This window comes from Segniliparus rugosus ATCC BAA-974, assembly GCF_000185725.2.
Taxonomy (GTDB): domain Bacteria; phylum Actinomycetota; class Actinomycetes; order Mycobacteriales; family Mycobacteriaceae; genus Segniliparus; species Segniliparus rugosus.
Genome location: NZ_KI391953.1, coordinates 634,958 through 657,297, shown reverse-complemented (window position 1 = coordinate 657,297; position 22,340 = coordinate 634,958). Strand labels below are relative to the sequence as shown.

Sequence of the window (22,340 nt, the reverse complement as noted above, 5' to 3'; positions counted from 1 at the left end):
GTCGGCCCTTCGCTCTACGATTGCCCCGTGCCTCTCTTCCCACTGAACGACGAGCGGAAAGCCGTGCTCGCCGCAGGCATCACGGTCTTTTTCTGGGCCTCCGCTTTCGTCTCGATCCGCAGCGCGGGACGCCACTACGAAGCCGGGGCGCTCGCGCTCGGACGAATCGCCGTGGCGGCGGCGCTCCTCCTGGCGATCTGGGCGATCCGGCGCGAGGGGCTGCCGCCGCGCGAGGCGTGGCCAAGGATCGCCTTGGGCGGCCTGCTGTGGTTCAGCTGCTACATGGTGGCGCTCAACCAGGGCGAACGCCACGTCGACGCGGGCACCGCCGCGATGCTCGTGAACGTCGGGCCCGCGCTCACCGTGCTCTTGGCGGGCTGGCTGCTCAAGGAGGGCTTCACCCGCAACGTGCTGCTCGGGCTCGGCATCTCATTCCTGGGAGCGGTCCTCGTCGGCGTCGCAACCGGCGGAACGGACGGGTCCGCCTCGTGGAGCGGAGTCGCACTGTGCCTGGTCGCCGCGCTATGCTACGCGTTGGGCATGGTGGTCCAGAAGCCCGCGCTTCGTCAGGCTTCCGCGCTGCAAGTCACTGCTTTCAGCTGCCTCGTCGGAGCCCTCGCCTGCGCCCCGTTCGCGGGCCAGTTGTGGGACCAAGCCCGCCAGGCTCCGCTTTCGGCCACCGCGAACCTCGTGTACCTCGGAGTCTTCCCCACCGCGCTGGGCTTCATGACGTGGAGTTACGCGCTCTCGCGGACCGAAGCGGCCAAGCTCGGGGTCACCACGTATATCGTGCCGCTCATCGTGATCCTGCTCAGCTGGGCCCTGCTCGGCGAGACGCCGGGCTTCCTGGCCGTCCTCGGCGGAGCGCTCTGCCTCGTCGGCGTCGCGTATTCCCGCTCCCGGCGTTTCGCCCCAACTGCGGGGAAATCCCCGTCTCCTGCGCCTAGTCCGACAGAACCGGCGTGTTCGGACTCGACACGTTGTACGTCTTCGCCTGCTGACTGAGCAGCGCCAACGCCACTCGGGCTTTGCGGGGCACGTCCTCGCTGGAGCCGAACAGGACGACGCGGCCGTCCGCCAACGTCACCGACACTTCGATCTCGCTCTTCGCCTCGATCTCCGCCACTTGGCCGCGCAGCTCGTCCGGAAGCTGCGAGAACGTGGCGAGCGCCGCTTTCGTCGCCGGGTCCTGCGCGGTCGCCCGAGCCACAGCGAGCTTCGGCAATCCTTCCGGCGGCTGCGGAACAGTCGAGAAGTCCACCCCGGTCTTGTCCACCAGGTGCGCGCCGTCGGTCCGCTCGATGTAGGTCACCGGCGAGCGCTCGACCACCACCACATGCAGCGTGTGCGGGAACTCCCGGAACACTTCGGCGCTCGCCACCACGCGAATCGATTCGACCCGTGCTTTCACGTCGTCCAAATCCACCCGAAGGAGCGGCTCGCCAGCGGAAATATTGAGGCGGCGGGCCACTTCTTCTTTCGAGACGGTCACGTTGCCGCTCACCACGACCGAGCGAAGCGCGAACCATTGGCTGAAATACCCGGCCCAAATCCCCGTCCCCGCCGCGACGACGAGAAGAATCACGAGCGCGGTGAGCCCCCACGCGCGCAACCACCTGATCACGCCTCGAACCCCTCGATCGCGTCGAGGATCTCACCGCCGAGCAAGGTCACGTCCCCGGCGCCCATAGTGATCACGACGTCCCCCTGCCTGGCCAGCGAGGCCACCGCCTGCGCCGCCGAGGAGAACATCGGCACGAAGCGAGCCGGGACCGAGCGCACCTGATCCGCGATCAACGCGCCGGTGACCCCCGCCTCCGGAGTCTCCCTCGCCCCGTACACATCGAGGACGACGACCTCGTCCGCGGCTTCGAGCGCCGATGCGAACTCGCTGGCGAACAACCGAGTCCGCGAATACATGTGCGGCTGGAAAACCACGACCAGCCTGCCCCGCACGGAGCCGTCTTGCGCCGTCACGAGGGCCCGCGCCCCGGCGAGCGTTGCGGCCACCTCGGTCGGATGGTGGGCGTAGTCGTCGAACACCCGCACCCCGCGCGCGGTCCCCTTCAGCTGGAACCGTCTGCGCACCCCGGTGAACGAGGACACCCCGGCGACCGCCGCGTCGAGGCTCGCGCCCGCGAACACGGCGGCGAGCACCGCGCCGAGCGCGTTGCGCGCCATATGCCTGCCCGGCACCGCGATGGGGAACTCCCGGAGCCCGCCAGGGGCGAACGCGACCGTCAACTGCGCCCCCGCTCCCCTCGGCGACCAGTCCAGCAGTTTCGCCGCGAGCTGGACTCCCTCCGGGGCCTCGCCGGATCCGTAGCCGAACACGCGCGAGCCGTCAGCCGCCGCGCGGGAGCCGAGCGCCGCCGCCCCCGGATCGTCCACGTCCACGATGAGAAGGCCTTCCGGCGAGATCTGCCGCACGAACTGGTCGAAAACCGCGACGTACGCCCCCTCGGAGCCGAAATGGTCGAGATGGTCCGCCTCGACATTCGTCACCACAGCGGCGTCCGGCTGGTACCGCAGCAACGACCCGTCGCTCTCGTCCGCCTCCGCGACGAACGCTCCCCCGCTCCCGTGATGCGCGTTCGTCCCCGCCTCGCCGAGTTCGCCGCCGACCGCGAACGACGGGTCCAGCCCGGCGTGCTGGAGCGCAGTGACGGTCATCGAGGTGGTCGTCGTCTTGCCGTGGGTGCCCGAGATCAAAATCCGCGTGCTGCCCTCCATGAGCGCGGCGAGCACTTCGGGCCGGTACCGGATCGGCACGCCCCGTCTGCGCGCCTCGGCGAGCTCCGGATTGTCCGCCGGGATCGCGGCCTGGCTCACCACCACAGCGGTCGGGCCGCCGTCGAGCAGATCGAGAGCCGCCGCATCGTGCCCGACGAGCACCTTCGCGCCCCGTGCGCGCAGATCGGTGATCGTCCGGCTGTCCTTGAGGTCCGAGCCGGAGACCGCCGCGCCTCGCGCCAGAAGGATCCGGGCGACCGCGGACATGCCCGCGCCGCCGATGCCGACGAAGTGCACCCTGTCGAGCTCACGCGCCACTATCCTCTTCCTCCCTCTGCCAGCGCCAGCACCGCCTGCGCGATCACGTCCGCCGTGGCGTGGCTGCCCGACCGACGGGCCGCCTCCGCCATGCCCGCGAGCCTGCCGTCCTCGCCGAGCAAACCGCCGACAAGCTCGCCGAGGCGCTCGGCGGACAGCTCCGCCTCCGGGACCAACAGCCCGCCGCCAGCCGCCACCACGTCCAGCGCGTTGAGCGCCTGCTCGCCGTTGCCGTGCGGCAGCGGGACGAAAATCGACGGCAACCCGACGGCGGACACCTCCGCCACGGTCATCGCCCCTGACCGGCACAGCACGAGATCCGCCGCCGCGTACGCGAGATCCATCCGTTCGAGGTAGTCCACCACCACATGGCCAGGCGCGGGCTCTGCGGAAAGCGTCTGCTTCGGGCCTTTCGCGTGCAGGATCTGCGCGCCGGCGGCGGCGATCCGGGCGGAAGCCGAAACGACCGCCTCGTTCAGCGCGCGGGCCCCTTGCGAGCCGCCGAACACCAGCAGCACCGGGGCTTCGGGGTCTAGTCCGAAGTGCGCGCGGGCCGACGCGCGGACGCCGGCCCGGTCGAGCTGGGCGATCTGCGGGCGCACCGGGACTCCGACCGGGACGGAGCCTTTGAGCTTGGTCTGCGCGGAAGCGGCGAACACCCGGTCAGCCAGCCGCGCGCCGACCCGGTTCGCGAGGCCGGCTTTGACGTTCGCCTCGTGCACGATGATCGGGATGCCCCTGCGGCGCGCGGCGAGATACGCGGGCAGCGCCACATAACCGCCGAAGCCGACCAAAGCGTTCGCCCCCACCCGGTCCAAGACTCCCATGGCCTCGCGGACCGCGCCCATCAGCCGGGACGGCACAGTCACAAGGTCTCGGGACGGTTTGCGCGGCAACGGCACCGCAGGGACAAGCTCAAGCGGATAGCCTCGGGCCGGGACGAGCGAGCCCTCCAGCCCGCGCGGCGTGCCGAGAGCGGTGACGACCACGTGCGGACGCGCCTCTCGCAACGCGTCGGCGACGGCCAACGCGGGCTCGATGTGCCCCGCCGTGCCGCCGCCAGCGACAACAACGCTCAGTCTCGTCATCGCCCGGAACTCCGGGGCCGGCGAAGCGGCGGAGCAGGACGACGCCCCTCCGGCGGCCGCTGCGCCATGGGGCGACGGGGCTGTCTCGGACGCTCGGCCTCGCCCATCGGAGGCGAATCCCACCGTCGCGTCCGGGCGCGGCGGCTCGGATTGGCCGCCTGGACGGGACGCGCTTTCGCGCTGCCAGTCGGCCGCTCTTGCGCGCCCCTGCCTCGCTCCGGGGACGGGACACGGGCGCGCGAGCCCTGGCCGCGCAGCAGTTTCGCCTGATACGGACGGACCGGCTCCGGCAACGGCAGTCGCAGAAATCGCGAGACGCGTCCCGGCCGCGCGGCGCGCAACGCGCTGATCGCGTCCGGCTCGTGCCGCGCCGCGTTCGCCAAGATCCCGAGCATCAAAAGCGTCACCGCCGTGGACGACCCGCCCGCGGACACCAACGGCAGCTGGACTCCGGTGACAGGCAAGAGGCCGGTCACGTAGCCGACGTTGATGAGCATCTGGCCGATCAGCAGCGTCGTTGCGCTGGCCGAGTAGAGCCGAAGGAAAGGGTCGAGGGAGCGCTGGGCGATCCGCAAGCCCACGTACGCGAGCGCGCCGAAAAGCGCGAGGACCAAGAGGCAGCCGATCAGGCCGAGTTCCTCGCCGATGATCGCGAAGATGAAGTCGTTGTGCGCGTTCGGCACGTACTGGTACTTCTGCCTGCTCTGTCCGAGGCCCTCGCCGAACGGTCCGCCCGCGGCGAGCGACAGCCTGGCCTGCCTCGGCTGGTAGTCGGAGCCGGACGGGTCGGCGGATTTGCCGAAGAAGGTGAACACGCGCGCGGCCCGATAGCTCGCAGAGACGGCCAGGAGCGCAGCCGAGACGGTTCCGACCACGGCCACCGCCGCGAACACCTTGAACGACAGGCCCGAGTACCACAGCAGGGCCGCCACGATCAGGGCGACCGAGACGGCTGTGGACAAGTTCGGCTCCAGCACGATGAGCACGCACATCCCCGTCGCGACCGGCACGAGCGGGACCATGTAGTCCCGCAGCGCGGCGGTCTCCCGCCGCCGGGTGGCGAGCACGTGCGCGCCCCAGATCGCCAGCCCGAGCTTCGCGGCCTCGGACGGCTGCACCGAGACTCCGGCGATCTCGAACCAACGCCGCGCGCCCAGGTGTTTCACACCGACTCCAGGCACGAGGACCAAGGCGAGCGCGACGACCGCGAGCACGATGCCGGGGAACGCGAGGCTGCGCAGCATGCGGGGCGAGACGCGCAACGCGAGCGAGAAGAGCACCGCGCCCAGCGCCATGTACCCCAGCTGCTGCCAGAACATGGAGTAGGGGTCTTTGCCCTCGGCGACCGCTTCGGGAGCCGAGGCGGAGAGCACCATGATCAGGCCGAAGGCCGAAAGGAGGATCGTGATCGTCACGACGAGGTGGTACGAGGCCAGAGGCCGGGACAACCAGGCCCCCACCCCTGCCGTCGTCACGATCCTTTTCGGGCTGGAGACCGCCGTCTGCGCAGTGGCTGTGGTCATCCGGACAACGCTCCCCGCGCCGCCTCGGCGAAAAGGTTCCCCCGCTGGGCGTAACCGGAGAACTGGTCGAGCGAAGCGGCGGCGGGCGCGAGCAGCACCACGTCCCCGGCTCCCGCGTAGCGGGCGGCGTGGGACACGGCGGCACGCATCAATTCCGCAGGGTCGTCAAACATGCTCCCATCGTCCCTGGTTTCCAGGACAACGATGGGGACATGCGGGGCGTGTCGCCGCAAAGCGTCCGCAACGATATCTCGGTCGTGGCCGAAGAGCACCGCTGCGCGCAGCCGAGCGGCCACCCTCACGACCAAATCGTCGATCTGCGCCCCTTTGAGCTGCCCGCCCGCGAGCCACACGACGCTGCGATGCGCCTCGATGGCGTTGAGCGCGGCATGCGGGTTGGTCGCCTTCGAGTCGTCCCGGTACTCCACGCCGCCGCGCTCGGCGACGACCTCGCCGCGATGCGCGCCGGGGGCGAAACCGCGCAGCCCGGCCGCGACCGTCTCGGCGCTCGCCCCCCAGGCCCTGGCGAGGGCTGCCGCGGCGAGCGCGTCAACGACTCCCGCCGGTCCCGAAGGACGGATCTCGGCGGCGGGGAGGATCTCGACCGGATCGGGCGCGCCGCCCGCCCAATCGACCCGGTCCACGAGCACGCCGTCGCACACCCCAAGCTCGCCGGGGCCGGGCGCGCCGAGCCGGAAGCCGATTCGGCGGCCGGGGACGGCGAGCCCGGCGCAGATCTCGTCGTCGAGGTTCACCACCCCGTTCTGCCCGCCGAGCGCCCTCGCTTTCGCCTCGACGTACGCGGCCATGCTGCCGTGCCAGTCGATGTGGTCCTCCGCGATATTGAGCACCACGCCCGCCAGCGGGCTGAGCGAAGGCGCCCGGCTGAGCTGGAACGAGGACAACTCGACCGCCAGGGTCCGGGCCGGGCCGAGCACCGCGCTGGCCACCGGGTGCCCGATGTTCCCGCACGCCACGGCGGGCTCGCCCGCCGCGAGCAGTATGGCCTCGAGCATGGAGGTGGTCGTGGTCTTCCCGTTCGTCCCGGTGACCGCGAGCCAGCGCCGCGCCCCTCCGTCGATCCGCCAGGCCAGCTCCGCGTCCCCCCACACCGGCACGCCCGCGCGGGCCGCCGCGCTCGGGATTGCGGCTTGGGGTCTGACCCCCGGGCTCACCACGACGAGATCCTGCTCGGGGACCAACGCGAGCGCCTCGGCTTCGACAAGGTCGGCTGCTCCCTCGGCGAGGTCGCTCACCAGCACGCGCGCGCCGACCGAGCGCAGCGCCTCCGCGCAGGCCAAGCCCGCCACCCCGGCCCCGACGACCAGCGCGCGTTTGCCAGCCAGCCGGTCCCCGGCTGAGACAGAACCCGCCTCAGGCATGAGCGTGGGAAACCCATTCGGCGTAGAAGAGCGCGAGCGCCCCCGCGCTGCTCAGCGCCGCCAGAATCCAGAACCGGACGATGACCGTGGTCTCCCGCCAGCCCGCCAGCTCGAAGTGATGATGGAACGGAGCCATCCGGAACGCGCGCCTGCCCGTGGTCCGGAACACCGCGATCTGGATCACCACCGAAGCCGCCTCGGCGACGAAGAGCGCGCCAGCGACCACCATGAGCAGCTCGGTCTGCGTGGTGACCGAAAGTCCGGCGAGGAGCCCGCCGAGCGGCAACGAGCCGGTGTCCCCCATGAAGATCTTCGCGGGCGCGGTGTTCCACCACAAAAAGCCGATGCAGGCTCCCGCGCCCGCCGCGGCGAGGACGGCCAAATCCAGCGGGTCGCGCACGTCGTAGCAGCCCCTGGCCGCGGCGCGGCCGCAGTCGTTCTGGTACTGCCACACCGAGATGAGCGTGTACGTTGACAGCGCCATGGTCATGCTGCCCGCCGCGAGCCCGTCCAGCCCGTCGGTGAAGTTCACCGCGTTCGACCAGGCCGAGACCAGCAAGAAACAGAACACCACGAAGGCGACCGCCCCGAAGCTGATCGTGGTGAAGTCCCGAACGTAGGAGAGGTTCATCGAGCCCGGCGTGCGGCCGAGATGGTCGGGGAAGCTGAGCACGAGCCAGCTGAACGACAACGACGCGACGAGCTGGCCGATCAGCTTCGCGGACTTCGTGAGCCCGAGATTGCGGCGTTTGCGCAGCTTGATGAAGTCGTCGAGGAAGCCGACGATGGCGAGCACGGTCACAAGGCCGAGCACCACGAGCCCAGAGACCGAGACCGAGGGTTGGTCAAGGAGCGCGCCGCACAGATGCGCGCCGAAGTAGCCGAGCCAGATGGCGGAGACGATCGCCACGCCGCCCATCGACGGGGTGCCGCGCTTGGCTTGATGGCTCTGCGGCCCCTCCGCGCGGATCTCCTGGCCGAAGCCTTGCCGGGTGAATAGCCGGACCAGCCACGGGGTCAAGAGAATGCTCACGGCCATCGCGATGCCCGCTGCGAAAATAATCTCAGTCATAAATAATCTCAGTCATTTGGTCTCAGGTCCTGACACTCCCGACAACGCGCCGACGGCACACCGCGAAACCCGCGAAGCTATAACAACATTCTCCGTCATACGAGCCCAGATCCTGCCACATCGGCGCGCCCCTCGACCACATTTGTGAGCGACTCGGCGACCTGCCAGAGCCCTTCGGACTGCGAGGCCTTCACCAGCACCACATCGCGCGGGCCGAGTTCGTCCGCCACGATTCGGGCCGCCTGGCTCCAGTCGGAGACCAGTTCGGCCTCCCCGCTCCACGACCCTTCGAGCACGGCTCCGGTGTGCAGCGCTTTCGCGGACCGGGAATCGCCGACCACGAGAAGCCGCTTGACCGACAGCCGCACCGCGTACCTTCCGAGCTGGTCGTGCAACGCGATCGAGTCCTCGCCGAGCTCTCCCATCGGACCGAGCACGGCCCAGCTGACGCCGCCGGAGTTGTCCGCCATGTCGACCAGCGCCCGCAGGCCCGCGCGCATCGATTCCGGGTTCGCGTTGTACGAGTCGTTGATCACCACGGCCCCGTCCGCGCGCTCGGTCACCTGCATCCGCCTCGGCGAAGCGGCACGGGCCCGCGAGAGCGCCTCCGCTGTCTGCGCGACCGACAAGCCGCACTCCAAAGCCACCGCCGCCGCGGCCAACGCGTTGTGCGCCTGATGCTCTCCGTGCACCTGCAATTCGACCGGGGCCTCGCCCTGCGGGGTGATCAGGGTGAATCTGGGGCGGGCGAGCGCGTCGACCCGCACGTCGGCGGCTCGGATCTCGGCGCTTTCGGACATCCCGTAGCGCACCACCCTCGCCTTGGTGCGCGCAGCCATCGCCAACACCAGCGGGTCGTCCGCGTTGAGCACGGCGACGCCGCCGTCTTCCGCCGACGGCAGAGCCTCCACCAGCTCGCCCTTCGCGATCGCGATGTTCTCCCTCGAGCCGAACTCCCCGAGGTGGGCCGAGCCGACCCCAAGGACCACGCCGATCCTGGGCCGGGCGATCCGCGCGAGCGCGGCGATATGCCCGATTCCCCGCGCCGCGAGCTCAAGGACGAGGAAGACCGATTCCGGGCCCGCCCGCAGCACCGTCCACGGGTGGCCGAGCTCGTTGTTATAGCTGCCCGGCGGTCCCACAGTGGAGCCTTTTGTCGCGAGGACTTGCGCGAGGAGGTCTTTGGTGGAGGTCTTCCCGCTGGACCCGGTGACGCCGACGATGGTGAGCCCCTGCGCGACAAGCGCCTCGGCGTTCGCCTTGGCCAGCGCGGCGACCGCGGCAAGCGCGAGGCGCTTGGACTCCTCTGGCGGAGTCGGGTACGGCCCCTCGCCGAGGACGACTGTCGGCACGTCCAACGGATCGCTGGCGAGCGTCGCGACCGCCCCAGCGGCATGCGCGGAGGCCGCGTGCGCTCTGCCGTCGGTGCGCTCGCCGGGGACCGCGAGGAAGAGGCCGCCGGGGACGACTTTGCGCGAATCGTGCTCGGGCGGAGCCGTGACGACCAAGTCGGGGTCGGGCACGGCGTGCAGCGTGCCGCCGACTGTCTCGGCCACCTGGCGCAGAGTCAATGGGATCATGCGCGCTCCCTTCCTTTCCCGGCTGCTGCGATAGCCTGGACCAGGACTTCCCGGTCGTCGAATGGCTGCTTCACCCCGTTGATCTCCTGGTAGGTCTCATGCCCTTTGCCCGCGACGAGCACCGTGTCCCCTGCGCGGGCCCAGCCGACCGCGCGCGCGATGGCCTCGGCACGGTCGCCGACCTCCCAGACTTCGGCCCGCCCGGACTCCTGCGCGCCCGCGAGCACCTGCGCCCGGATGACGGCGGGGTCCTCGGTGCGAGGGTTGTCGTCGGTCACGACGACCAGTTCCGCCCCGAGCGCGCAGGCTTCGCCCATGATCGGACGCTTGCCCTGGTCCCGGTCCCCGCCCGCGCCGACGACCACGGCGATTCGCCCTTCGGTGTGCTCGCGCAGCGCGTGGAGCACTTTCACCAACGCCTCCGGCTTGTGCGCGTAGTCCACAACGGCGAGGAAGTCTTGGCCCGCGTCCACTCGCTCCAACCTGCCCGGCACCGAGATGCTCGCCCAGCCGCGCAACAGCTCCGGGCCGACCTCGAGCCCCGCCGCTTCGGCGAGCCCCAATGCCAGGAGCGCGTTCGCCGCGTTGTGCCGGCCGAGGAGGTTGAGCCGGAAGCGCAGCTTTTGCCCCCGAGGGTCCCGCACGACGACCTCTTGCGCCCCGTGGTCGTCCTCTTGCCGGTCGAGCACAGTCCAATCCGCTCGCGCGCCGCTCGTCGCGACAGTGACCGGAGCCTGCGCGCCGCGCCCGGCCCCCTCCCGCGCCACCTGGCTCATCCGCTCCCCCCACGCGTCGTCCACGCAGACGACGGCCCGGCCCGCCGCGACCGGCGAGCCCGGCTCGAATAATTTCGCCTTCGCCTGGAAATACGACTCCATGTCGCCGTGGTGGTCGAGATGGTCTTGGGAGAGGTTCGTGAAGCCCGCCGCGGCGAAACGCGTCCCGTCGACCCGCCCGAAATCCAACGCGTGGCTGGAGACCTCCATAAGCACCGCCCCGACGCCCGCTTCCGCCATCACCGCGAGCAGCGCCTGCGTCGCCGGAGCCTCCGGCGTGGTGAACGAGCTCGCGAGGCTCGTGGAGCCGATCCGCGTCTCGACCGTGCCGATGACGCCGGTCATGCGGCCCGCCGCTTGGAACAGCGACTCCAAAAGGTACGTCGTCGTGGTCTTCCCAGCCGTCCCGGTGACGCCGACGACCGTCAGGCGCGCGGACGGGTCGCCGTACACCAGCGCGGAGAGCGCGCCGAGGCTGGACCGAGGCGTGGCGGCGGTCAGCACCGCGATCTCTCCCACGTCTTCGAGCAGCGCGGCCCCCGCCGCGTCGGTGAGCACCGCGACCGCGCCCCGCGCTTTCGCCAAAGGGGCGTATTTCGCGCCGTGCGTCTTCGCCCCTGGCAACGCCACGAAGAGATCGCCCGGCTGAGCGGTCTGCGCCGACTGGGTGACGCCGGAAACCCGCGCTTCGAGCGCGCCCGCGCCGACGGCCGCCCCCGCGAGCGCCGCGACCTCTCCGATCGTCGCCCCCCTTGGGCTGCGGGGACGTGGTTCGACAGACGGGCTCACCCTTGGCAGGGTATCAGCCGCCCGTGCGATTTTCGCCCATCGTCACCGGTACTCCGGCCTGAGGAGGTCCTTGAGCGAAGCCAACGGGACGTGCGCTTCGATCATCGTCGAGCCCGGCTCGCCGCTGCGGACCTGCGGCAGATACAGCAGCAGCTCGTCCGCTGCCACCGCGAACACCGGATAGCTGTTGGGGTTCAGCGGTCCGCCGGGGTCGAATTCGTCGGCGGTGAGGGCCGCCTGGTTCTCCCTGGCGCGGACCACGTTGACCGGGTCGAGCTGGCTCTGCACGATCGGACGGACGAGGTCGGCGAGCGCGGGGAACGCTTTCGTCCCCGATTGGAAGAGGTCGGCGAGCACGAGCTGCCTGCCTTTGTTCGTGTCGAAGGTGAAACTCGTGAGCTCCTCGACCGGGTACTTCGCGTTGCCGGCGTAATAGATGTCCGAGAACAGCACCGATTTCAGCGCGGGCGGGCGCTCGAACTGCCGGTACCGCAAGCTCGCGCCGCCGTCCATCGCCCTCGGGTCGTCCGTGACTTTGGAGAACCTGGCGATGAACTCTTTGAGGAATTTCTGCAACACCGGGCTGGAGGCACCGTTTTCCACGAGATCCGCCGGGTAGCGGGCTTCGAGCACGGTCTTCGTCTGGTTGGGGTTGACCACGACTTTCCCGCAGAACCGCTCCCCCGCGCTCCAACTCCCCCCGAGCTGGGCGCAGACGTCGGACGGGCTCGCTTGGGCGCTCGAGCACAGCAACGCGAAGACCGCCACAGCGAACGCAGACCCCGCGCGCAAGGAGAATCGGGCTACCCACACAGGGAATAGAGTAGTCCGAAGCGCCCAAGGCAGTAGCGCTGGCTAGCCGTTCCACTGCATATGGCAAAGTGAAACCGTGACCAACACAGCCGACTCAGCGAGCAGCGACACCTCTGAATTCCGCGTCGAGCACGACACCATGGGCGAGGTCCTGGTGCCGAAGAGCGCCCTCTGGCGGGCGCAGACCCAGCGCGCCGTGGACAACTTCCCGATTTCCGGCATCACACTCGAACGCGCCCAGATCAGAGCCCTCGGCCTGCTCAAGGCGGCATGCGCCAAAGCGAACCTGGACCTGGGGGTGCTGCCCGAGGACCTCGCCCGCCCGATCATCGCCGCAGCCGAGGAGATCGCCGAGGGCAAGCACGACGACCAGTTCCCCATCGACGTGTTCCAGACCGGTTCCGGCACCAGCTCGAACATGAACGCCAACGAGGTCATCGCCTCCCTTGTCGCCAAGACCGGGACGACGGCGCACCCTAACGACCATGTGAACGCCTCGCAGTCCTCGAACGACACGTTCCCGACCGCGACGCACCTCGCCGCCTCCGAGGTCGCGGTCCGCGACCTGATCCCGGCGCTGGAGCACCTGTACCAGGCGCTGAACGAGAAGGCCGACGCGTGGGCCCACGAGGTCAAGTCGGGCCGCACCCACCTCATGGACGCGGTCCCGGTGACCCTAGGCCAGGAGTTCTCCGGCTACGCGCGGCAGATCGAGAACGGCATCAAGCGCGTCATCGCCACGCTGCCCCGCCTCGGCGAGCTCGCCATCGGCGGCACCGCCGTCGGCACGGGCCTGAACGCCCCGGACGGCTTCGGCGGCAAGGTGGTCGAGGAGCTGCGCGAGCGCACCGGCCTCACCTCGCTCTCCGAGGCGGTCAACCACTTCGAGGCGCAGGCCGCCCGCGACGCGCTCGTGGAGACCTCCGGCGCGCTGCGCGTCGTGGCCGTGTCGCTGACCAAGATCGCGAACGACATCCGCTGGCTCGGCTCCGGCCCGCTCACCGGGCTCGGCGAGATCCAGCTCCCGGACCTCCAGCCGGGCAGCTCGATCATGCCGGGCAAGGTGAACCCCGTCATCCCCGAGGCGGTGCTCCAGGTCGCGTCCCAGGTCGTCGGCAACGACGCGGCCATCGCGTGGGCAGGCTCGCAGGGCTCCTTCGAGCTCAACGTGTCGATCCCGGTCATGGCGCACAACCTGCTCGAAAGCCTGCACCTGCTGAGCAGCGTCTCGCGCATCTTCGCGGACAAGTGCATCGCGGGCCTGATCGCGAACACCGAGCGGCTGCGCCACCTCGCGGAGGCCTCGCCCTCCATCGTCACCCCGCTCAACAGCGCGATCGGTTACGAGGAGGCCGCCGCTGTCGCCAAAGAGGCGCTCAAACAGGGCAAGACCATCCGCCAGACCGTGATCGACCGAGGCCTCGTGCCGGGGAAGATCACCGAGGAGGAGCTGGACAAGCGCCTCGACGTGCTCGCGATGGCGAAGGTCCAGCCCAAGGGCTGAACCTTCGTCAGCTCGGCAGATACTCCGGCCGCAGCACCGAGCGCAACGCGGTGAGCGGGACGTGCGGCGAAACGAGGCCCGCGCCTACCGGGCCGCTGCGGTACGCGGGCATCATAAGGATCAACTCGTCCTTGGTCAGCGCGAAGGCCGCGTAGCCGTCCGAGTGCGGATACGGATGCTCGGCTGTCTTCGGCTCGAAATCCCCCGCTTGAAGCCCGCTGGACTCTACCCCGTTGATCCGGTTGATCCGCTCCAGCTCAGTTTGCAAGGACGGCCGGACCAGCGGCGGCAACGCGACGAGCGGGTCCAATCCGGGCCGGAGCAGGTCCGCGAGCCCGAGCTGGCGGCCCGCCGCGACGTCGAAGGTGAAAGTGTGCAGCTCGTCGTTCGGGTGCGCCGCGCCCTGGACGTACCAAGCGTTGCGGAAGACCACCGAGCGCACAGCCGCAGAATGCTCGTAGACCCGGTATGTGATATCGGAGCCCGCAGCGGCCAGCAGCCAGTTCTTGGAATTGCCGAAGTCCGTGCTGAAATCGCGCAGATACTGCCGCAGCACCGGTCCGGCGGTGGGCTGGTCGATGAGGTCTGCGGGGTACTGGGCGGTGATTTTCACCGTGTGCTGGCCCGTGGTCGCGTCCGACACCGTCCCCTGGCGCGTGAAGCTCATCTCGCATTTCGCATCCGCGCCGTTCCACGACCCGCCCAGCTCCGCGCAGAAGCCGTCCGGCGAAGCCGAGGCGGACGGCGCGGGAACAACCGTCGAAACAACAGCGAAGGCGAGGAAGAAGAACGAAAAGACGCGGACAAACCCCAGGCGCACGAACACCGGCCTATATTATCCGCTTCCCGTCCGGGACGGTCTACTGCGGTTGCGCAGGGTCCAGCTGGTTCGCGCTCCGGTCCCAGTAGCGCGCACCCGGTTTCGGGCCCGCTCCGGTCTTCGCGCGGATCAACCGGTCGACGGTGACGATCGCGTAGCCCTGCTTCTTCAGCCACGGCACGGCTTCGGCCATCGCCTTGATCGTGCCCTCATGCACGTCGTGCAGCAGGAACACCGCGCCGGGCTGCGCGTACTTGTGGACGGCTTCGAGCGTAACCTCCGGCTGGTCGCTGTGCTCCCAGTCGTAGGCCACCACGTTCCACAGAACCTCGGACAGGCCCAGCTCGCCTTCGATCTTGAGGATGTCCGGAGTCGACAGTCCGGCGGGCGGGCGGTAGATGTTCGTCCGGACTCCCGTCGCCTTCTCCAGCGCGTCCACCGCTTTCACCAGCTGCTCGCGCGCGGCGGGGAGCGACTGCCACGTCATGTACGGGTGGTTCCAGGTGTGGATGCCGACTTCCATCCCGGCTTTCACGACATTGCGCGACCATTCGGGGTGCGCCGCGACGCGCTCGCCGATCTCGAAGAACGTGGCCTTCGCGTGGTACGACCGCAGGATCCACAGGAGCTTGCTCGTGTAGGGGCCGGGGCCGTCGTCGAAAGTGAGCGCGACGCAACGCGTCTTGTTGCAGTCCGCCGTGTCAGGATCGACATCGTTCGGGGTGTGTCGCGCCGCCTGGCCCGCGTCCGGCAGCGTGAGGACCAACGCGATCAGCCCGACAGGCAGCGCCCACCGCAAAGCGCGCCTCGCGCGCCCGCCGAACGAGACGCCGCTAACCGACTCCATCGTCCAGAAGACGGGTAGCGAGCGCGGCGACGGGGCTGCGCTCCGACCGGGTCAACGTCATATGCGCGAACAGCTCTTCGCCCTTGAGCCGCTCGACCACTGCGGCGATCCCGTCGCGGCGGCCGACTCGCAGGGAGTCGCGCTGCGCCACGTCGTGCAGCAGGAAGATCCGACTGCCTTCGCCGAGCCGGGTGATGGCGGTGAGGATCGTGGAGCGCTCCAGGTTCTGCGCCTCGTCCAACAGGACGATGGTCTGCGGCCCAAGGGTGCGGCCCCGGATGTGCGTGAGCGGCAGGATCTCCAAGAGGCCGCGCGAGCGGACCTCGTCGATCACCTCCTCCGAGGTGATCGACCGCAGCGCGTCGACCACCGCAGCGCTCCACGGGTTCATCTTCTCCTCCTCGTTGCCGGGGAGGTAGCCGAGGTCTTGGCCGCCGACCGCGATGATCGGGCGGAAGACGATGATCCGCTTCGCGGTGCGCCGCTCCAGCACGGCTTCGAGCGCGGCGGCGAGCGCCAGCACGGACTTGCCCGTGCCCGCAGGGCCGCCGAGCGAGACGATGCCGATCTCGTTGTCCAACAGGTGCGAGAGGGCGATCCGCTGCTCGGCCGAGCGCCCGTGCAGCCCGAAGGCTTCCAGATCGCCTCGGACCAGATGGATCTCTTTGTCCCTACCGACCCTGCCGAGCGCGGTGGCGCGCGAGGCGGTGAGCACCACGCCGGAGTTCACGTGCAAATCGTGCGTGGTCGCGAGCGAGCCGTTCTTGTACAGCTGGTCGAGCTCGTCGTCGCTGATCGCAAGCTCCGCGAGCCCGGTGAACCCGCTGTCCGGCACTTGCTCGTGCAGGTACTCCTGCGCTGGGATGCCGAGCCCGCCGTGGGACAGGAGGCGCAACGGGAGGTCCTTGGAGACCACCGCGACGTCCTCGCCCGCCCGGCGCAGCGCGTCCGCCACCGACAAAATACGAGTGTCGTTGGAGCGCTCCGCGCGAATCGCGTCCGGCAACGCCGATGTGTCGACGTGGTTGATCTCGATGCGGACTGTGCCGCCCTCGTCGTTGACCGGGACGCCGAGGCGCAAGTCGGCTCCGGGCTGACAGCGGAGCGCCTCGAGCGCGCGCAAAACGGTGCGGGCGTTGTGCCCGAGCACCGGATCGTGGCGTTTCGCCTCAAGCTCTTTGATGACCACAATCGGCAGCACCACGGCGTGTTCGGCGAAACGGGTGAGCGCACCCGGGTCGGAGAGCAACACGCTCGTGTCGATGACGTAGGTCTTTCGCGATCCGGGCTCGCTGTGGCTCATATAGCTCCTTATTGGTTGAGCCTGGGTTTATTTCTTTGCCGCGTACTCCCGCAAGAGAGAAGCCGCTTCAAGGCCGTCGTCGCTGAGGCCTTCGGTGATGTCGAGAACCCCCCACGCGGCGAACGCCGAAGCGACCGAGGTGCGCTGGGTCGCCTCGCTGTGGATGCCGGATTCGGCGAGCGCGGCCAATGGCCGCTCGTAGTCGTCGATGTCGCTGCCGAGGATCGCGGAGCCGGCTTCCCGCAGGTGCGCGGCGAACGCGATCACGAGCTGGTCCGGCGCGACCTCAAGGCCGCGGCGGATGACTTTCCCGAAGAAGGCGGCGTGCCGTTCCTCGTCCTCCGCGATGCGCTCGAGGAGCTGCTGGAGCACCGGCTCCTCGGCCGCAGCCTTGATAGCCGCGCAGACAAGATCCCGCGTGACCCATTCGTGCAGCGCCCCAAAAGCCAGCGTCTGCAGCGGCGTCCCTCCAGGGTATTCGACGCCCTTCCAAACGTGGGCGAGCCGACGCTTCTCCAAAAGGACCGGATCGGTCGCCCCGGTCACCACGAGGTAATCGCGCAGCGCGATGGCATGGGCGCCTTCCTCGGCGGTCCACTGTCCGATCCACTGGTGCCAGCCCTCCCGCAGGTGCATGTGGGAGGTGAAGATCCGGTTGTAGGAAGGCAGGTTGTCCTTGTCGAGGAGCAGCAGATCCAGAGCGGCCACCAATGGCTCGGCGAGCTTGACCCGCGACGGATCCCAGTCTTTCCCGCCGAGGAAGGCGAAGGTCTGCCCTGCCTCCCACGGGATGTAATCGTGGAAGAACCATTCCTGCGTCGCCTCAAGATGCTCTCGGTACGCCTGGGGAAGAACATCCCGAAGCTCCCGCAGCAATCTGCGTTCCAAGAGGTCTGTCGTTGTGATCGTACTCAGTGCCGTGGTCTCCGTCGTGCAATTGTCTTTGGTCGCTCCGGCCGGCGTCAGCTTCGGCCGTAGCTTCTGTCTTTCGCAAATTCAGCTTAGCTCCCGAACCCCGTTCGCGGGGCCCGACTCGCTCTGGTCGCCCTGTCTCAACCGCTGACAGGCTGCGGCGAGTCTACCAGCTCCTAATCGCCGAACTTCCAGTTCTCCAAGTTCGGGTAGAGCGGGAAGTCGTTCGCGAGGCGCTTGACCCTGGCGGACAACGCCGCCACATCGGCAGATCCGGTGAGCGCGCCCGCGATGATGTCGGCGACTTCGGCGAACTCCGCCGAGCCGAAACCTCGGGTCGCCAGAGCCGGGGTGCCGATCCGGACGCCGGAGGGGTTCAGCGGCGGGCGCGGGTCGAACGGCACCGCGTTGCGGTTGACGGTGATGCCGATCTCGTGCAGCTTGTCCTCCGCGTCCTGGCCGGACAGCTGCGAGTCGCGCAGGTCAACGAGCACCAGGTGCACGTCGGTGCCGCCGGTGAGCACGGAGACGCCCGCCGCCTTCGCGTCCGGAGCGGTGAGCCGCTCCGCGATGGCCCTGGCCCCGTCGATGGTGCGCTGCTGGCGCTCGGCGAACTCCGGAGTGCCCGCGACCTTCAGCGCGACGGCCTTGGCCGCGACCACGTGCATGAGCGGGCCGCCCTGCTGTCCGGGGAAGACCGAGGAGTTCAGAGATTTGGCGTGCTCGGACTTGGCGAGGATGAGGCCGGAGCGCGGGCCGCCGAGCGTCTTGTGCACTGTGGTGGAGACCACTTCCGCGTGCGGCACGGGGGAGGGGTGCAGGCCGGCCGCGACAAGCCCGGCGAAGTGCGCCATGTCCACCCACAGGTGCGCGCCGACCTCTTTGGCGATTTCGGCGAACGCGGCGAAGTCCTGGTGGCGCGGATACGCGGACCAGCCTGCGACGATCACTTTCGGCCGCACCTCGAGGGCGCGGGCGCGCACCTGGTCCATGTCGATCAGGTGGGTCTTCGGGTCGACGCCGTAGAAGTTCGCCTGGTACAGCTTTCCGGAGAAGTTCAGGCGCATGCCGTGGGTGAGATGCCCGCCGTGGGCCAGGTCCAGGCCGAGGATCGCGTCCCCCGGTGTGGCCAAAGTCATAAGGACAGCGGCGTTGGCCTGCGCGCCGGAGTGCGGCTGGACGTTCGCGAATTCAGCCCCGAACAGCGCTTTCGCCCGCTCCCTTGCGAGATCCTCGACCACGTCGACGTGCTCGCAGCCGCCGTAGTAGCGCCGCCCCGGATACCCTTCGGCGTATTTGTTGGTGAGCACCGAGCCTTGCGCCTGCAGCACCGCGCGGGGCACGAAGTTCTCCGAGGCGATCATCTCAAGCGTGTCGCGCTGACGAGCCAATTCGCCGCCGACAGCGGCTGCGACCTCGGGGTCCAGCTCGGAGAGTGAGGCGGTGAAAGCGTCCGCGCCCTGCTGAGGCGCAACCGGGGTGCTCATGTGCTCTGCTCCTTAGTCCTTATGTTCGCCCCTCGCGTGGGCCAGGCCAGTGTACGCCCCGAGGATGCCGGCCCAGCGCGAGAGGAGCAAACTGGACTCGTGATCGCACGAACCCCCGAGCCTGCGCTCAAAGGCCTTCCGAAGGGGATGTCCGAGGCCGGGCCGTTCGTGGAGTTCGACCGCACCGCGTGGCGGGCGCTTCGCCAGGCGACCCCCCAAGTGCTCACCAGCGAGGACCTGACCAGCCTGCGCGGCATCCGGGAGCACCTCGACCTCGAAGAGGTCGAGGAGGTCTACCTGCCGCTCACCCGCCTCATCCATCTGCGGGTGGCTTCGAGCGCGCAGCACTTCGCCGCCATGTCCACCTTCCTCGGCGAGCAGGCTTCGATCAAGAAGGTGCCGTTCGTCATCGGCGTCGCGGGATCGGTCGCGGTGGGCAAGTCCACGACGGCCCGCGTGCTCGCGACCCTGCTCGCCCGCTCCGAGGGCAACCCGAAGGTGGACCTGGTGACCACCGACGGGTTCCTCCTGCCCGCTGCGGAACTCGCCCGCCAGGGCCTCACGGCGCGCAAAGGGTTCCCCGAGAGCTACGACCGCCGAGCGCTCCTCCGGTTCGTGGTGGACGTGAAGTCCGGCGCGCCGGAAGTCGCGGTCCCGGTGTACTCGCACGTGCTCTACGACATCGTGCCAGGCGCGACGCAGATGGTGCGCAGCCCGGACATCCTCATCGTCGAAGGGCTCAACGTGCTGCAGACCGGGCACCGGCTCATGCTCTCCGACCTTTTCGACTTCTCGATCTACGTGGACGCCCGCACCGCCGACATCGAAACCTGGTACGTGGACCGGTTCCTCGCCCTGCGCGGCACCGTGTTCTCGGACCCCCGCTCGCACTTCCACCATTACGCCGGGCTCTCGGACCCCGAAGCCGTGGACGAGGCGCGACGGGTCTGGCGGACGATCAACGAGCCGAACCTGGTTCAGAACATTCTCCCCACCCGGCCGAGGGCCACGCTGGTGCTCCGGAAAGACGCCGACCACTCCGTGGATCGAGTCTTGCTGCGCAAACTGTGACTCCAGGCGAGGCCCCTGGTCAAGCGAGGATGCTCCTCGCCCGATCCGGCCAAGATCGCCTGTAGTTGGGCCAAACCGGTATCATCGGATCATGAGCGGATTCCAGTACCTGGCAGATCTGGCGCGCTAGAGCGCGGGGTGACACGCGACGATCCCCGGTTTGCTGGAACACACGGTAGATGATACTGTGAGTCAGTTAACAAGCAACGAGGGCTTAGGCATGGTTTTGAAGCGCACGGACAGCGAGTCGGCGAGAAAGGTAAAGGTCGGAGTGTTTATGGGCGCATTTTCCGCGAAATCGGTCGCTCCGGTTTCGGGTTATGCAGAAGTCCGCCCCGTCGTCCGCGTTTCGCGGCGACGAACGCCTTTGACGACTTGGCCGCCTTCGCCCATAGCCGAACGGCGCCTCGCGGCCGACAGAGACTAGACGGGTGCACGGGAGCCATGAGCAGCACGATGAATACAACCCTGCCCGATGACGTTTCGCTTGGCGAAGACCGGCTCGACGCAGGAACCGCCGACAGCGGGAAAGGGGCCAAATCCTCAGAAGCCGACACGCCGTCGGCTTCCCCTGACAAGCCAGGGTTCGCGGAGCAATGCGTGGGGGCGGTCGTCGGGGGCATACGCCAGGCCGACTCGTCCCTGCAAACGGTGGGGCGCCTCGTCGTGCTCTCGCTGCACGCTTTCCGCTTTCTCGCGGTCGATTTGATCCGGCTGCAACATCCGTGGCGGGAGACGGTCAGCCAGTGCGCGTTCCTCATCAGGGTCACCGCGACGCCAGCCCTGTTGATGTCGGTCCCCTTCGGGGTCATCCTCTCCGTCCAGGTGAACAGCCTGGTCAAGCAGATCGGCGCGGTGTCGATGTCGGGAGCAGTCGGCGGCATGGGCGTGATGCAGCAAGGCGCCCCCATCGTCGCCGCGCTGCTCCTCGGCGGCGCGGCGGGGTCTGCTGTCGCCACCGACCTCGGCGCGCGAAGCATCCGCGAGGAGATCGACGCGATGCTGGTCATGGGGATCAATCCCGTGCGCCGCCTGGTCTCCCCTCGCTTGGCCGCGATTCTGTTCGTGGCCCCGTTGCTCTGCGTCTTCATCATCTTCATGGGGCTCGCCGCCGGATACGTCATCGCCATCGTCGGCATGAGCGGCACGCCAGGGAGCTATATCGCGTCGTTCTCGGCGTTCGCCCGAGTCGAAGACATGGCGGTGGCGCTCATCAAAAGCCTGCTGTTCGGCGTGGTGGCGATCCTCATCGCCTGCCAGCGCGGCCTCGAGACCAGAGGCGGCGCTCGCGGTGTCGCCGACGCCGCGAACGCCTCCGTCGTCCTCGGCGTCATCTCCATCGTCGGCATGAACCTGGTGCTCACCGAACTGACAACACTCATTCTGCCCGCAAGGATCGGCTGAACTCATGGTGACTTTGCAACGCCCTCCCTCCCCCCTGTCGGGTACGGCGCGGTACCGACCCGGTACGTGCCCCCAGGCTTCAGGACCGCAGTCCAGCTCCAGTCCGCGCTGCGCAAGGCCGTGGTCTCCGGCTTCGTCAGCGCCGGGCACCAGATCACCTTCCTCGGACTGGTGCTCGGAGCCGTGCCCAAGACCATCCGGCACTACCGCCGCCAGATCGGCGCGCAGCTGCAAGACGTGATCTGGGGGAATGGGTCGATCATCGTCGGCGGCGGGTCCATCGGGATGCTGCTGTTCATGGGAGTGTGCATTGGCGCTTCCATCGGCGTCGTCGGCTTCGCCACGCTCGATTTGGTCGGCCTCGGGCCGCTGGTCGGTTTCGTGTCGGCGTATGTCAACACGCGCGAGCTGGCCCCGATGGTCACCGCGATCGGGTTCGCGGCGCAAACCGGATGCCGCATCACCGCCGAGGTCGGAGCCATGCGCATCTCGGAGGAGATCGACGCGATCGAAGCCCAGGGCATCCAGTCCATCCCCTTCGTCATCACCACCCGCGTCATCGCCGGAGTCATCTCGATCATCCCGCTGTACGTGATGACGACCCTCTTGGGCTATGTGTCCTGCGCGTTCGTGGTCAACGTGGTGCACGGCGAAGCGTCCGGCACTTACTACCACTACTTCGACTCGTTCATCCACCCCATCGACGTGGTCTACTCCGTCGTCAAGGCCATCGTGTTCGTCGTCGCCATCATCGCGATCCACGGGTACCAGGGCTACTACGCCAGCGGAGGCCCCGAGGGCGTCGGCGTCGCGGCGGGCCGGGCGATCCGGACCAGCTTGATCACTGTCGTCGTCGCGGACATGGTGCTGACCATCGTCCTGTGGGGGAACGACAACGGCCTCAGGATATCGGGGTAG

19 protein-coding genes are annotated in these 22,340 nt (G+C 68.8%); 5 read left to right on the top strand and 14 right to left on the bottom strand.

Going from position 1 to position 22,340, the window contains the following annotated elements; translation table 11 throughout:
- The first annotated feature begins 27 nt into the window (after nt 1-27).
- The gene (locus HMPREF9336_RS03200; protein ID WP_021030010.1) at nt 28-1,005 is read left to right on the top strand and encodes a DMT family transporter; all 978 of its coding nucleotides are present in this window, start codon (nt 28-30) and stop codon (nt 1,003-1,005) included.
- On the opposite strand, the gene HMPREF9336_RS03195 is transcribed toward HMPREF9336_RS03200, so the two are convergent.
- The 9 genes from HMPREF9336_RS03195 to HMPREF9336_RS03155 form a co-directional block, all read right to left on the bottom strand.
- Nucleotides 944-1,624 (bottom strand): cell division protein FtsQ/DivIB, encoded by a 681-nt coding sequence (locus HMPREF9336_RS03195; RefSeq protein ID WP_007471496.1) that lies wholly within the window; start codon nt 1,622-1,624, stop codon nt 944-946. The two genes, HMPREF9336_RS03200 and HMPREF9336_RS03195, sit on opposite strands and share 62 nt — an antisense overlap.
- Nucleotides 1,621-3,054: a UDP-N-acetylmuramate--L-alanine ligase gene (gene murC, locus HMPREF9336_RS03190; RefSeq protein ID WP_040584947.1), complete on the bottom strand. Its 1,434-nt coding sequence runs from the start codon at nt 3,052-3,054 to the stop codon at nt 1,621-1,623. Before murC ends, HMPREF9336_RS03195 begins: the two co-directional genes overlap by 4 nt.
- Nucleotides 3,051-4,139, bottom strand: coding sequence for an undecaprenyldiphospho-muramoylpentapeptide beta-N-acetylglucosaminyltransferase (gene murG / locus HMPREF9336_RS03185; RefSeq protein WP_007471499.1), 1,089 nt, complete (start codon nt 4,137-4,139; stop codon nt 3,051-3,053). The genes murC and murG overlap by 4 nt, the downstream gene beginning before the upstream one ends.
- Nucleotides 4,136-5,662 (bottom strand): putative lipid II flippase FtsW, encoded by a 1,527-nt coding sequence (ftsW, locus tag HMPREF9336_RS03180; RefSeq protein WP_007471502.1) that lies wholly within the window; start codon nt 5,660-5,662, stop codon nt 4,136-4,138. Before ftsW ends, murG begins: the two co-directional genes overlap by 4 nt.
- Entirely contained in the window at nt 5,659-7,044 is a 1,386-nt protein-coding gene (murD, locus tag HMPREF9336_RS03175; protein ID WP_021030008.1) for a UDP-N-acetylmuramoyl-L-alanine--D-glutamate ligase, read from the bottom strand. Before murD ends, ftsW begins: the two co-directional genes overlap by 4 nt.
- Nucleotides 7,037-8,116, bottom strand: coding sequence for a phospho-N-acetylmuramoyl-pentapeptide-transferase (gene mraY, locus HMPREF9336_RS03170; protein WP_007471505.1), 1,080 nt, complete (start codon nt 8,114-8,116; stop codon nt 7,037-7,039). Before mraY ends, murD begins: the two co-directional genes overlap by 8 nt.
- A gap of 95 nt (nt 8,117-8,211) precedes the next feature.
- Nucleotides 8,212-9,696, bottom strand: coding sequence for a UDP-N-acetylmuramoyl-tripeptide--D-alanyl-D-alanine ligase (locus HMPREF9336_RS03165; RefSeq protein WP_007471506.1), 1,485 nt, complete (start codon nt 9,694-9,696; stop codon nt 8,212-8,214).
- Nucleotides 9,693-11,261, bottom strand: coding sequence for a UDP-N-acetylmuramoyl-L-alanyl-D-glutamate--2,6-diaminopimelate ligase (locus HMPREF9336_RS03160; protein ID WP_007471509.1), 1,569 nt, complete (start codon nt 11,259-11,261; stop codon nt 9,693-9,695). Before HMPREF9336_RS03160 ends, HMPREF9336_RS03165 begins: the two co-directional genes overlap by 4 nt.
- A gap of 42 nt (nt 11,262-11,303) precedes the next feature.
- A complete protein-coding gene (locus HMPREF9336_RS03155) occupies nt 11,304-12,074 on the bottom strand; it encodes a hypothetical protein (RefSeq protein ID WP_007471510.1) in 771 nt (256 codons plus the stop codon).
- Between the two features lie 76 nt (nt 12,075-12,150).
- Here HMPREF9336_RS03155 and HMPREF9336_RS03150 point away from each other — a divergent pair, with 76 nt between their 5' ends.
- Entirely contained in the window at nt 12,151-13,578 is a 1,428-nt protein-coding gene (locus tag HMPREF9336_RS03150; protein ID WP_007471511.1) for a class II fumarate hydratase, read from the top strand.
- A 7-nt stretch (nt 13,579-13,585) separates the two neighbouring features.
- Here the strand turns inward: HMPREF9336_RS03150 and HMPREF9336_RS03145 are convergent, their stop codons facing one another.
- From HMPREF9336_RS03145 to glyA, 5 genes are all read right to left on the bottom strand, one after another.
- Nucleotides 13,586-14,404, bottom strand: a complete 819-nt coding sequence (locus tag HMPREF9336_RS03145; RefSeq protein ID WP_007471512.1) for a DUF3298 domain-containing protein — start codon at nt 14,402-14,404, stop codon at nt 13,586-13,588.
- 34 nt (nt 14,405-14,438) lie between these two features.
- Nucleotides 14,439-15,245, bottom strand: a complete 807-nt coding sequence (locus tag HMPREF9336_RS03140; RefSeq protein ID WP_007471513.1) for a polysaccharide deacetylase family protein — start codon at nt 15,243-15,245, stop codon at nt 14,439-14,441.
- Nucleotides 15,232-16,548, bottom strand: coding sequence for a PhoH family protein (locus HMPREF9336_RS03135; protein ID WP_007471514.1), 1,317 nt, complete (start codon nt 16,546-16,548; stop codon nt 15,232-15,234). The genes HMPREF9336_RS03140 and HMPREF9336_RS03135 overlap by 14 nt, the downstream gene beginning before the upstream one ends.
- A gap of 27 nt (nt 16,549-16,575) precedes the next feature.
- Complete coding sequence (locus tag HMPREF9336_RS03130; RefSeq protein ID WP_211235438.1) at nt 16,576-17,436, bottom strand: acyl-ACP desaturase; 861 nt, start codon at nt 17,434-17,436, stop codon at nt 16,576-16,578.
- Nucleotides 17,437-17,636: 200 nt separating this feature from the next.
- Entirely contained in the window at nt 17,637-18,947 is a 1,311-nt protein-coding gene (gene glyA / locus HMPREF9336_RS03125) for a serine hydroxymethyltransferase (RefSeq protein WP_007471516.1), read from the bottom strand.
- A gap of 147 nt (nt 18,948-19,094) precedes the next feature.
- Between glyA and coaA the strand changes: the two genes are divergently transcribed.
- The 3 genes from coaA (at nt 19,095) to HMPREF9336_RS03110 (ending at nt 22,340) form a co-directional block, all read left to right on the top strand.
- Nucleotides 19,095-20,018: a type I pantothenate kinase gene (coaA, locus tag HMPREF9336_RS03120; RefSeq protein ID WP_007471517.1), complete on the top strand. Its 924-nt coding sequence runs from the start codon at nt 19,095-19,097 to the stop codon at nt 20,016-20,018.
- Between the two features lie 444 nt (nt 20,019-20,462).
- On the top strand, nt 20,463-21,422 hold the full coding sequence (locus HMPREF9336_RS03115) for an MlaE family ABC transporter permease (protein ID WP_156920278.1): 960 nt from the start codon (nt 20,463-20,465) through the stop codon (nt 21,420-21,422).
- A gap of 108 nt (nt 21,423-21,530) precedes the next feature.
- Complete coding sequence (locus HMPREF9336_RS03110) at nt 21,531-22,340, top strand: MlaE family ABC transporter permease (protein WP_051357241.1); 810 nt, start codon at nt 21,531-21,533, stop codon at nt 22,338-22,340.